Raw genomic sequence first — 12,338 nt, forward strand, 5'->3', positions numbered from 1 at the left:
TCTGAGGTCTACCTTAGATACGGTAGACCTCAGACTTTTACGATAGCCTTTTTTAATTAAAAATACATTGAAAAGGAGGTATAAAAAATGAATAAAATTTATGACTTAATTATTATTGGTGGCGGTAGTGCTGGTCTTTCTGCAAGTATCTACGCAGGGCGTGCAAAACTTAACACCCTTATCATAGAAAAAGATAGTATGGGCGGTCAGATTAAAACAACTTCGGAAATTGTTAACTACCCTGCTATCCGTCACACAAGTGGCCCTGCCCTTATAGAAGAAATGAAACATCAGGCACTAGACTTTGGTGTACAATTTGCTACAGCAGAAGTACTTAGTGTAGACTTTAAAGATAATGTGAAAATACTTGAAACTTCTAATGGCACTTATCAAGCTTATGCAATCATCATTGCAACAGGGGCTTCACCACGTAAACTTGGCTTCCCTGGTGAAGCAGAATTTACTGGACGTGGTGTCGCTTACTGCTCTACTTGTGATGGAGAACTCTTTGAAGGCCTAGATGTATTCGTCATTGGAGCAGGCTTCGCCGCTGCAGAAGAAGCCATCTTCCTAACACGCTTTGCTAAAAATGTTACTGTCATTGCACGTGAGCCAGAATTTACGTGTGCTAAGACTATTGCAGATAAAGTACTTGCTCATCCTAAAATCAAAGTACACTTTAATACGGAAATTCTTGAGGCAAAAGGTCATAACAACCTTCAAGAGGCTCACTTTATTAATAATGTAACGGGTGAGACTTTTACCTATAAAGCAAGTGAAAAAGATGGCACTTTTGGTATCTTTATTTTTGTAGGTTATGCACCTGCAACTTCACTCTTTAAAGGTCATGTTGAAATGGATGCAGCTGGCTATATTCCTACAGATGAAAATATGCAAACCAATATCCCTGGTATCTATGCAGCTGGTGACCTTCGCCCTAAGGCACTTCGCCAAGTAGTTACAGCTGTGGCTGATGGTGCCATTGCTGCTACTGATGCAGAAAAATATATTGCTGCATTAAAAGATAAGCTAGGTATTGAAGTAGACCCCCCTCTAGCTTCTACTAAGCCTTCTATCCCTAATGCTAATACACAAACTGAAACACCTTCTACCCCAGCTCCCGAGGAAGGTAAAAGCAAACTCTTAACACCTGAACTTAGAGTACAACTTAAACAAATTCTTGCTAAACTTGAAAGACCTGTTACCCTTGCCTCTGTTGTCGATCCGAACAATGGTAAATCTGTTGAACTTAGAGACCTCATCTTAGATATTGCAGATTTAAGTGAGCATATCTCTACACTTATTACAAGACGTCATGAAAACAAAAACTTAGAGGAAAAAATCCATGCAGACAAATTCCCAGTTGTTGCATTCCTTGATGAACAAGGCAATTATACTGGTGTAAAATTCCATGGTGTTCCAGGTGGTCATGAGCTTAACTCGTTTATTCTTGCACTGTACAACTTAGCTGGCCCTGGACAACCTATTGATTCAAATATCGTAACTCAAATTAAAGCACTTACAAATCCTGTAAATATTAAAGTAGCTGTATCCCTCTCCTGCCACCTTTGTCCCGATGTGGTCGCCCTGGCTCAAAGAATTGCCCTCTTAAATCCAAATGTAGAAACTGAAATGCTCGATATTAGTCTCTTCAAAGAACTAAAAAATGATTTTAAAATTATGAGTGTACCCGCTCTAATCGTGAATGATGAAAATGTATACTTTGGGGCAAAAAAACTAGAAGAAATCCTAACTCTCCTCCCTTAAATAAAAAAGAGCTGCTATTGGCAGCTCTTTTTTATTTGTAAAAATCCTATGCATAAAGATAGAGCTTAGGTATAATGAGAAAGATTAGACTAAACTGATTCTATCTTTTGGAGGAATAAAAGTGTTAAAAAATAAATTTAACCTTACTAAATATATCATTTGGTTTTCTATATTGATGCTAGGACTTCTGGTTCTACATAGACCTATTGCCACACTCGATTTAGCTATGCTTATAGATACCCTCAGAGATCAAAGTTTTAAGCATATGCTTATTCTTCTTATTAGCGGACTTATGGTAGTATCTCTTTCTACCCTATACGATTTTATCCTATGTAAGGCCTTTAAACTTAAAATAACTCCTAGTGATATCTTTAAAATTTCTTGGATTTCTGATATGGCTTTAAACTTTGCTGAAGATGCTGAGAAACGAAAAGGTAGCTTACGCTACCAGCTTTATAAAAGTGAAGGCATAGACCCTAAAAAAGCTATGTTTATTGATGCTTTAAAAGATATGATTCTATTTGATGATGGCGGTCAACTACCTGTGACCTTTAAAATTAGCTTCTTAACTAGGCTAAAGCTTATCTTAAGTACTATGATTAAATGGCTTTTAACAAGTTTCTTATTTATGTATGTTTTTACTCTATATGATATTTCATTTAATAGGCTAGACGTACTACTTGTATTTGCCTTTTCTATGTTTATTGCTAATGTGAGCCTCATACCCTATGGCTTTGGCATTTTTGAAGTACTGGCTCTTATCTGCTTTACTTCATTAGGCTATGAGTTTAGCCAGATGCTTTTAGTACTTATTACTTTTAGAGTATTTTACTCTATTATTCCATGGTTACTGACTATGCTGATTTTGGCCTTAGGTCCATCTAAACATAAAAAAAGTAAGCTTTCAGAAAGTCAAAGACACCTTGTGAACTGGATGAGCGTTAAATCCTTTGCTGCGCTTACTTTATTTGCCGGCCTTTTACTTATTTTATCAGCCTCCTTGCCCGAGGCATTAGAACGTACCCAGCTGCTTAATCATGTATTTTCCTTAAGCTTTATTAAATTTTCGAAGTTAAGTACTATGGGGATTGGGTTACTTCTAATTATCCTCTCCAAAGGGATATGGGATAAAGTGCAAAAAGCTTATTCTATCACCTTACTCATGTTGACATTGGGTAGTATACTGGCACTTCTTAAAGGGCTAAATATAGAGATAGCTTTTATACTTATTATGATTATGGTGATTTTAGCACCTGCCAAAGAAACCTTTTATCGTATTGGCTCTCCTATAGAGCGTAAGCGCTGTCTATACTACTTTATAATACTTGGCTTTATGAGTAGCCTATATATTAGTCTATATAACTACTTTACACAAGCTACCTTCCATCTTTTAGTTGAAGCAGATTTAACGTTGCAAAGTGTAGATATTATTATATTTATCTTCTTTGTAGCTTTAGGTAGTATACTTCTAAATGCTTTCTCTGTACAGCGTTCGGACTTTAAATACGCTACAGATGAAGACCTTGCAAATCTATCTTTATTTCTAAAGAAATATGAAGGTAATGCCATGACTCACCTCCTATTCTTAAAAGACAAATGTTTCTTCTATGCAGTTAACAATACAGTACTCATTGCTTATAGACCTTATAAAGATAAGCTTATGGTATTAGGCGACCCTATTGGAGAAACCAAAAACTTTAAAGAAGCTATTAACGCCTTTAGACTTTTTGCAGACCAATATGATATGGTACCTATTTTCTATGAAATTAATGAATCTATGTTACCTATATACCATGAAAATGGCTTTAAGTTCCTTAAACTTGGTGAAGAAGCAGCTATTGACCTAAATACCTTTACTTTAGCTGGTAAGAAAGGCGCGCCACTTCGTACTATAAAGAACAAAATGAATCGGGGTGAGTTAACCTTTAAACTTCTAACACCTCCTTTTGACCAGGAACTTGTTGAAAGGCTTAAAGAAATTTCAGACTTATGGCTTGAAGAGCGCACTGAAAAATGTTTTTCTCTAGGTTCATTTGATGAATCCTATATAGAACGAGCACCTATAGGTATTATTAAGGTAGAAAATGAAGTAGTAGGTTTTGCAACCATTATGCCTCATTACAGTAAACATACTGTCTCCATTGACCTAATGCGTATTATACCAAACCCACCAAATGGAGCTATGGATGCGCTCTTTATCGGCCTTATTGAATGGGCTATAGAAGAAGGTTATGATTACTTTATCTTAGGAAAGGCCCCACTTTCTAATGTAGGGGTAAATCAATTCTCTACTACTAAAGAAAAAGTAGCTAAGTACATTTACAATTACGGCAACAAAATCTATAGCTTTAAAGGCTTACGTAAGTATAAAGAGAAGTTTTATCCTGAATGGCGAAGTGTCTATCTAGCCTATCCTAAAGGTACACATTTACCAAATGCTCTTATCCAGCTTACTAAGATGATAAGTGGCTCAGATAAAAACTCCATAGGCTAGGTGGACATGAAAATAGGCTCCTGCATAATGCTTAAATTATGCAGGAGCCTATTTTTTGATTTTTTCCTAGTTATTATTTTCTTTTTGCTTATAAGTTTTGCCCAACTCTACGTAATGATTTGCTGAATCATATAAACTCTTTATTTGTTCTTCTGTGAGTGGCTTAATTGCTTTAGCTGGAGATCCCAGGACAAGCATACCATCTTCAATAACTGTCCCACCTGTTACTAGAGCACCTGCTCCAATGATGCAGTGCTTGCCTATCTTAGCCCCATCTAAAATAATACTGCCCATTCCTACTAAAGTATAGTCTCCAATTGTCGCACCATGAATAATAGCCCTATGCCCTACCGTTACACCTTTTCCAATAGTTACAGCATGTTCATAGCCTACATGTATCACACTACCATCTTGAATATTACTTTCTGGACCTATATATACCGGAAGGCCTTCTGCACGGATGACTGCATTGTACCAAATGCTACAGTCTTCTCCTATAGTAATATCACCTACTATGCGGGCACCTTCTGCTATAAAGACTGTTTCATGTATCATATAAACACTCCTTAGTCTATACCAAATTTGTATCCTACACCCCATACCGTAAACACATACAGAGGGTCTCTAGGATTCTCTTCTATTTTCTCACGTAACTTTCTAATGTGTACCATAACAGTATTATTATTCTCAAAATAAGGCTGCCCCCATACACGCTCATAAATAGTTTCTGTTTTAAAGGTAATGCCTTTATTAACCCAAAGTAACTTGAGGATACCATACTCTGTAGGTGTAAGTGGAATCTCTATCCCACTTTTATAGACTTTTCCAGCCTCTAGATCCATAGTAAGCTCATCTTCTTCTAATATATTTTCTTTTCCTTTAGAAAAAGCATTAAGCTTAGTAAACCTTCTAAGCTGAGCTTTCACTCTTGCAATAAGTTCAAGTGGATTAAAAGGCTTAGCTAAATAGTCATCTGCCCCTACAGATAAGCCCATAATCTTATCAATATCTTCTGTCTTAGCTGATAACATAATAATAGGTACATTAGAATTTTTGCGTATCTCCATACAAGCATCTATACCATTGACTTCTGGCATCATAATATCCAGTACAATAAGGTCAACTTCCTGTTCACCTATTACCTTAAGTGCTTCAAGTCCTGTACCTGCTAAGATTACTTCATAGCCTTCATTACGCAAATAAATCCCTACTAAATCACGAATTTCTTTTTCATCATCTACTACTAATATTTTTGCTTGTTCCATACCTTCACCTCACTTACGCTTTTTTAAGCTTCACATTAAAACTAATTCTATCCTCATCAAGTTGTGCCCAAATCTTACCTTCATGAATCTCTACAATATTTTTAGCAATGGCAAGACCTAAGCCACTGCCACCTGTCGTACTATTTCTAGAGCTATCGCTTCTATAAAATCTATCAAATAGCTTATGAATATCGTCTTTAGCAATTTCAGTGCATCTATTACGCACTGTTACATACACAAACTCCCTTGTCTCCTGAATGACTACTTGAATAACCTCACCTTCTTGTGAATACTTAATGGCATTCTCAATAAGGTTCTCAAATACTCTTGTCATCTTCATCACATCTACAGTTACACCCGTTTCTTTAGCTGCTACATGGAATGTAATAGTAATATTTTTATCTTCTGCAAGTGGCATAAGCTCTTCAATAAGCTGATTCATAAGTGTTGCAATGGACATATGTTCTTTCTTAAGCTGTACATTACGATTACTAAGCTTGGTGTACTCAAATAAGTCTTCAATAAGTACTTTTAATCTTTCAGATTTATTATAAGCGATTTCTAAGTACTTAGCACCCTCTTCCTCATTTTCATACTTATTCTCCTTTACAAGCCCAATATATCCAATAACAGACGTTAAAGGTGTTCTTAAATCATGTGCCACATTAGTAATGAGCTCACTCTTAGTCTTCTCTGCTTGAGCACGTTCTTGCATCTGCTGCTTTAGCTTTTCTTCCATCTGTGTCATGGCCTGTGCTACTTGTCCAAGCTCGTCATTCCCCCTCTTTTCAACTACAAAGTCTAAGTCCCCCTTTGAGATTTCACCTAAACAAAATGCTAGATATTCAATATACTTCATCTTCTTCTTAGTCCCATATAAGAGAACTGTTACAAAGATGATGACCCCACCTAAAAAGCCAAGAATATCTGACGACTCTGTATACATTGAATGGGTGACACCTGTTAGGGTTGTATTATTAATGAGATAGTAAATCTCTCCATTTAAAATAATAGGATAAAGACTTGTCTGTTGTTCTTTCTTACTAGCATCTGAAGAAGTCGAGGCTTTTCTGATCGCCTCTAAAATATCAATACTCTTAATAAAGCTATCTCCATAAATGATGGTTCCTTTACTATCAATTAGAAGATTCTGCGTATCACTTGCATAATCAATTCCATCAAGCCCCTCTAGGATACGTACAATAGCCTTCTGTTTCAATTCTTTATCTGTAAAGCCTATCTCTATTAAGAACTTGTTAATCGTACTATTTACTTCCTCTTCATTCCACTTATCTTCTACCTTAAGCTTAATAAGCTCTTTATAAAGCGCATTAATGCGCTCATCCGAAATATCATAAAAATTAGGTTTAACTGCTTCAATAGCTTCTATATGGCGTGTTCCTGTGTATTCTAAGGAAACACTTTCGGAAAGGTAGTCCCTCAGTTCATCTATAAATGCCTCCTCATTACCCATACGCCTTAAAAGGTCATAAAGCTCGTCTATATCTAACCTTACATGAGTTGTGACAGATTCTAGACCATTAATTTCTCTTACTGCAATTGTTAGCCGCCTTTGTAAGTAGGCATTAGCACTTTCATAATCTTGATACTGATAATACCCTATTCCTACTTCATGCGCCAAACCTAAAATAATTAATCCGCCTAAACTTGCTACTATAAACCCTATAAGTACCATCCATAAGATTTGAAGTCTTAAACTCTTGCCAATCTTCTTACCGCAGGTAGCATAAAGGGCGCAGCCCTTTTCTTTAAGCTGCGCTCCTAGTTTTTTCATAGTATTTTTCTTAGGGTTTTTAGGGACTTTATCTTTTTTTCTTCTCATACCCTATACCTCTTTCTTATCGTGTAACGTACACCTCTCCATACACAGAACTGATATACATTTTCATAGCTTCATCACCAAAGTAAATGCGCTTTAGCTGTTCACCCATTGTTTCACTTTTTACTTCAAAGTCTGTATAGAAATTATTCATATCTTCCTCAGCATAACCTTCTGTCTTTCTTTTAATCTCAAATCCAGAAATATCTGCCGGAAGTACTGCATGCACATTAACATCATTACCTAATACTTCTATACGCTTTGGTGTACCTGTTGGGTAAAGTCTTACATTTCCATACTCACTTTCTATAGTAGCTGTTTCAATCATACCTTTCAAGTTTGTATCTACATAATCAGAAGCATTTATTAAAATATTATAGGATGTATTACTATCTACAAATAAATTGCCACCTTGTGTATTCATTGTAATATCTTTTACTTTGCCTTCAATTAATACATCACTATATCGATTATCAACCTTAATTTTAGCTTCTAAGTCACTATTAATATTAATGGTCTTACCATCTGAATTGTAGATATTATTAACATGAACTTGCTGAATTTGTCCTGTAAGGTTAGTATTACATTCACCTTCTATATACATGACTGCCGGTGTATTGGAATGGATTTTAATACTACCATTTCCTGAATTTCTTGAACGAATGTCTACTTGATTGTAGTTACCTTCTAAATCAAGGTCAATAGCACCTACATTTAGAACTAAATCATTAATATTCGCTTTAGAAGCATATGAGAAAGATTTATGATAGTTTAAAGTATTTGTAACAACTTTCAGTGTGTTCATATCTTTTTCAGGTAAATAGACAGTAAGCTCCTGTCTGATGTTGTTTGTAAAAAGGTAAACTTCTGGCCCTTGAACTTCTTTTAAATTAATGTAAGAAGATTTCCCCTCACTTGTCACATCAAGTTTATACTTTGGCTCTGGTATCATAAGTCCATGACCACTTGCTTCAAACTCTACACGTGCTTTGCCTTCGGTTGGCATAATACGTACAGGTACATCTGACTCAATATAGACATTTTCCAGTGCAGCTTGATTTAAAGTGGCACTTTCACTTGCTTCATATACAGTCTGATTATTCTTATACACTTCACCAAGTGTAACACCTGTTCCAACAACACCTATTCCTGCAAGTACTAAACACCCTGCTAATAAAAATTTCAATACCTTCATCGTTTATGCCACCCCTCTTTCTTTTCTTTCCTTAAGGCGTCTATAGCCTCCTACACATAAACGTTTAATCCAAATGAAAATCATAAGTATTAGACAAAGACCAACTCCGCCTCCTCCAATAGCAAGTAGACTACCAAAGAAACATAACATACCTATCTGCCCCATGCCTGCTACCACTGTAAAACCAGCAAGTCCTAAACCAAGTACTCCCATGCCTACTGCCATGCCACAGAAGAATACTGCCATACCAATACCCATCACTGCAAAGAAACCTACAAAAGCAGCAATTGGTATCCCTATAAGAATAGCAAGTGCTAAAAGTATACCATTAGCTATAGAAGCACTAATTTTTTTCTTTTTCTTCTTAAATGCTTGCTTCTGTGCTGTATCAAAAGAAGCATAGGAGGTGTCACGCTCACCTGTTTCTGTCTTCTTTTGTTTATCTCCCATATCATAAGACTTATACGTATTACTTTGTTCATAGGTTTGCTCATAAGTCTTCTCATAAGCAACCTTTACAGGCTCTTCCTTCTTCTCTTCTTGTATGTTTTCTACTGCTTCCTCAGTGCTATATTCATAAATCTCATTTTCTTTTATGACTTCATTATAGACTTTCTCTTCCGTTACAGAATGCGTACTATTTTTTTCTCTTTGGAAATCTTCATCATCCAGTACTGGTAGGAAATCTACATCTACTATCTCTTTCATCTTCCCTCTCTCCTTCATTCATTTAATCTTATAGTTTTATATTAAAGGTAACTTCTTAAAGTCCATGCCCCTTATTACTTAAGATTTCTTAAGAACTTTCTATGCTTTTATTCAGATAAAATAAATGAAAAAAGGGGCTACCTTAGCCCCCCAAGAGTCTTTCTTACTGTATAAGTTCTATACCTACCATCTTCATCAAATATTTAGCATTTGTTGTAGTAGATGGCCCAGCCTTAATACTGTAATCAAATTGAATTGTGTCTTCTGTATAAGTTTCACTAAAGTGATAATTGGTTACATCTATAGTATCATTTAACTGGCAAAGCTCCATATCATGAGTAGTAATGGCTCCAATGATTCCTAATGAATCAAGTGCTTTCACTACACTTGTCGCTCCAATAATACGATCATTAGAATTAGTACCTCTAAAGATTTCATCTATTAAGAAAAGCATTTGCGCATCTTCTTTAGCAGCCTCTATAATCTGCTTAATACGTGTAAGTTCTGCATAGAAAGTAGAAATCCCATGTGTCAAGTCATCTCTAATACGCATGGAGGTATAAATCTTCATCATACTGCAAGCAAGTTGGTCCGCTAAAACTGGTGCACCTGCATAAGCCAGTACAAGATTAATCCCGATTGTACGAAGGAAAGTGGTCTTTCCTGACATGTTAGACCCTGTAATAACAAAAATTTCTTGATCCATATTGACATCATTACATACACGTACAGTTTGCTTAATAAGAGGATGCCCCACCTGTTTTCCTGTTATAAATCTACCTTCTGCTGCTACTAATGGAAAACTTACTTTTTCTTCTACATGCCCTAGCACACTAAGGCTAATTAGGCTCTCTATCTCTCCAATAGTCTCTAAGTAATGCTCTACTTGCTGACCATAAGTCTTTCTCCAATCTTCTAAAGCAAAAACTATTTTTAGATCCCATAATAAAATAGCATCAAGTGGAATGGCTACTATAGGTTGAGTGGTTACATTCGCTTTGCTACTGATTTTCTCTAACTTTTTAAGTGCATCTAATGCATTAACCTGATCCTTAAAGAGCACATTAGATAATTCCTTTAAATAAGGACTTATAAATTCTTTTTCTTTCAGTACTTCTAATATATACACATACTCATTAAGCTCATAAATAATAGCCCCTAGCATCCCTTTTACTTCTCCAATACGTGGTGCATGGAAAAACTGAAAGCCATAACTTATAAACATCAGTATGAGCGTTCCAGTAATAAGTAGATGAATATGAGCTACATAGCCTACCGCCCATAAAGCAATAATCACCCATGGTAAAATGGTAGCTACTCTCCTCCATCCTTTACCCTTAAGGAAGTCTCCCTCCGCTTTTGCATAATTTAAGAGCTTTTCAGGATTTTTCATGGCCTTTTTACGTTTAGCCGTCGCACCTTCTACCTTTTGACAGAAGTCTAAGTCCTGCATAAGTTCTTTTATAGCTTTCTGACGTTCTATTATTGCTTCCTCTGTAAAATCTGGTGCTAGAAGCGCACTCGCTAATTTCTTTCTCCCATACCAAGTATGGGTTGTATTAATTTTTTGGAATAAAGATCTTTCCCCTAAAATATCTAGGTCAAGGACATAGGGATGAGCTTCATCTAATAACTCCTCCCCTGTATCAGGGAAACTATGCCACTCTTCATTCATACGTTTTACATACTTCTCATTAATCAGCTTCATACTTTCATAGTAATCTAGCTTCTCTTTGATTTTCTGATGTCTATATACTAAATAAATAAAACTACCATAAAAAACTATAGCAACAGCAAAAACCATAAGATGGCCCTGCATCTTTACAAGTAGATAAGTCATGTATAAACTGGCAAGTAACACGATCAGCCTTAAATTAGCAATACGACTATAAATCTTATTTTCATATTCCCATAAGACCTTATATTGGTCTATGCGTTCTTTAAACTTTTCCTCCATCTTCTTGCTCCATTCTATTAGATTTACTCTTATTATAACCTAATCGTCACAGACATGGGATTTTTTTGCTAAACTTATTAAAATCATTACAGTATTCTAGGTAAGTAGAACTTTTCTAGAATGCAAAAAAGGATATTCCTATTTCTAGAAATATCCTATTAAGTATTTTTACATTTCACGTCTACCTTGAAGTGCTCTTGATAATGTAATTTCATCCACATATTCTAGGTCCCCACCTACTGGTACACCATGTGCAATACGTGTTGTTTTAATGCCAAGAGGTTTAAGGAGCTTACTAATATACATAGCAGTTGCTTCCCCTTCAATATTAGGGTTAGTAGCTACAATAACTTCTTTGATATTTTCTTTTTGAATACGTTCAAGTAATTCTTTAATCTTAATATCACTTGGACCTACTCCCATCATTGGTGAAATAGCTCCATGAAGTATGTGGTAAAGCCCTTTGAATTCTTTAGTGCGTTCATATGCAGCCATATCTCTTGAGTCTTCTACTACCATGATTTGCTCTTGGGTACGTGTATCATCTTTGCAAATTGGGCAAAGCTTATCATCTGTAATGGTACAACATCTTTCACAATAACTAATATGTTCTCTAGCATCCATAATGGTATCTGCTAGATGTTTTACTTTATCTTTTGGTAAGCTAATGATATGGAAAGCAAGTCTTTGCGCAGATTTTGAACCGATTCCAGGTAATCTTGATAACTCTTCAATAAGAGATATCATTTTATTGCCATAGTAGCCATTCACTAGAATAGGCCTCCTGTTGGCATACCACCTGTTAATTTGCCCATTTCTTTTTGACTAAGTTCGTCAGCTTGACGGATTGCTTCATTTACTGCTGCAAGTACTAAATCTTCTAATGTTTCAATATCATCTGGGTCTACAACGTCTGGTTTGATTGTAATAGATTTAATTTCTTTATTACCTGTAGCGACAACTTCAACCATACCGCCACCTACTGTTGCAGTTACTTCTGCTTCACCAATTTTAGCTTGTGCTTCTTCCATTTGTTTTTGCATTTTTTGTGCTTGTTTCATAAGTTGTTGCATGTTAGGCATGCCGCCGAATCCTGGTCTAGCCATTGTTCT

At 35.8% G+C, this 12,338-nt stretch carries 10 protein-coding genes; 2 read left to right on the plus strand and 8 right to left on the minus strand.

Going from position 1 to position 12,338, the window contains the following annotated elements:
• Positions 1-87 precede the first annotated feature (87 nt).
• Together ACLTBU_RS12895 and mprF are read left to right on the plus strand one after the other, a co-directional pair.
• The gene (locus ACLTBU_RS12895) at positions 88-1,767 is read left to right on the plus strand and encodes an FAD-dependent oxidoreductase (protein WP_412219287.1); all 1,680 of its coding nucleotides are present in this window, start codon (positions 88-90) and stop codon (positions 1,765-1,767) included.
• A 121-nt stretch (positions 1,768-1,888) separates the two neighbouring features.
• Positions 1,889-4,261, plus strand: coding sequence for a bifunctional lysylphosphatidylglycerol flippase/synthetase MprF (gene mprF, locus ACLTBU_RS12900; RefSeq protein ID WP_412219289.1), 2,373 nt, complete (start codon positions 1,889-1,891; stop codon positions 4,259-4,261).
• A 66-nt stretch (positions 4,262-4,327) separates the two neighbouring features.
• Here mprF and ACLTBU_RS12905 read toward each other — a convergent pair whose 3' ends face one another.
• From ACLTBU_RS12905 to ACLTBU_RS12940, 8 genes are all read right to left on the minus strand, one after another.
• Positions 4,328-4,816, minus strand: a complete 489-nt coding sequence (locus tag ACLTBU_RS12905; RefSeq protein WP_412219292.1) for a gamma carbonic anhydrase family protein — start codon at positions 4,814-4,816, stop codon at positions 4,328-4,330.
• Between the two features lie 11 nt (positions 4,817-4,827).
• A complete protein-coding gene (locus ACLTBU_RS12910) occupies positions 4,828-5,526 on the minus strand; it encodes a response regulator (RefSeq protein WP_177672016.1) in 699 nt (232 codons plus the stop codon).
• 13 nt (positions 5,527-5,539) lie between these two features.
• Complete coding sequence (locus tag ACLTBU_RS12915) at positions 5,540-7,369, minus strand: ATP-binding protein (RefSeq protein WP_412219294.1); 1,830 nt, start codon at positions 7,367-7,369, stop codon at positions 5,540-5,542.
• A gap of 16 nt (positions 7,370-7,385) precedes the next feature.
• Complete coding sequence (locus ACLTBU_RS12920) at positions 7,386-8,561, minus strand: hypothetical protein (RefSeq protein ID WP_412219296.1); 1,176 nt, start codon at positions 8,559-8,561, stop codon at positions 7,386-7,388.
• Between the two features lie 3 nt (positions 8,562-8,564).
• The gene (locus ACLTBU_RS12925) at positions 8,565-9,269 is read right to left on the minus strand and encodes a hypothetical protein (protein WP_412219298.1); all 705 of its coding nucleotides are present in this window, start codon (positions 9,267-9,269) and stop codon (positions 8,565-8,567) included.
• Between the two features lie 163 nt (positions 9,270-9,432).
• Entirely contained in the window at positions 9,433-11,226 is a 1,794-nt protein-coding gene (locus tag ACLTBU_RS12930) for a MutS-related protein (RefSeq protein ID WP_412219300.1), read from the minus strand.
• 168 nt (positions 11,227-11,394) lie between these two features.
• Positions 11,395-11,973 carry a recombination mediator RecR gene (recR, locus tag ACLTBU_RS12935; protein ID WP_177672072.1) on the minus strand — a complete coding sequence of 193 codons (579 nt, stop codon included), beginning with the start codon at positions 11,971-11,973 and terminating at the stop codon, positions 11,395-11,397.
• Positions 11,974-11,996: 23 nt separating this feature from the next.
• Entirely contained in the window at positions 11,997-12,332 is a 336-nt protein-coding gene (locus tag ACLTBU_RS12940; RefSeq protein ID WP_177672011.1) for a YbaB/EbfC family nucleoid-associated protein, read from the minus strand.
• Between the last annotated feature and the right edge of the window lie 6 nt (positions 12,333-12,338).

Origin of the sequence: Zhenhengia sp., assembly GCF_046966505.1 — a bacterium.
GTDB classification, from domain to species: Bacteria; Bacillota; Clostridia; order Lachnospirales; family Cellulosilyticaceae; genus Zhenhengia; species Zhenhengia yiwuensis.

Coding starts and splice junctions, on each gene's coding strand:
- ACLTBU_RS12925 (WP_412219298.1), bottom strand. CDS start 9,269: ATGAAAGAGATAGTAGATGTAGATTTCCTACCAGTACTGGATGATGAA.
- recR (WP_177672072.1), bottom strand. CDS start 11,973: ATGATATCTCTTATTGAAGAGTTATCAAGATTACCTGGAATCGGTTCA.
- ACLTBU_RS12905 (WP_412219292.1), bottom strand. CDS start 4,816: ATGATACATGAAACAGTCTTTATAGCAGAAGGTGCCCGCATAGTAGGT.
- ACLTBU_RS12920 (WP_412219296.1), bottom strand. CDS start 8,561: ATGAAGGTATTGAAATTTTTATTAGCAGGGTGTTTAGTACTTGCAGGA.
- ACLTBU_RS12930 (WP_412219300.1), bottom strand. CDS start 11,226: ATGGAGGAAAAGTTTAAAGAACGCATAGACCAATATAAGGTCTTATGG.
- ACLTBU_RS12895 (WP_412219287.1), top strand. CDS start 88: ATGAATAAAATTTATGACTTAATTATTATTGGTGGCGGTAGTGCTGGT.
- ACLTBU_RS12940 (WP_177672011.1), bottom strand. CDS start 12,332: ATGGCTAGACCAGGATTCGGCGGCATGCCTAACATGCAACAACTTATG.
- ACLTBU_RS12910 (WP_177672016.1), bottom strand. CDS start 5,526: ATGGAACAAGCAAAAATATTAGTAGTAGATGATGAAAAAGAAATTCGT.
- ACLTBU_RS12915 (WP_412219294.1), bottom strand. CDS start 7,369: ATGAGAAGAAAAAAAGATAAAGTCCCTAAAAACCCTAAGAAAAATACT.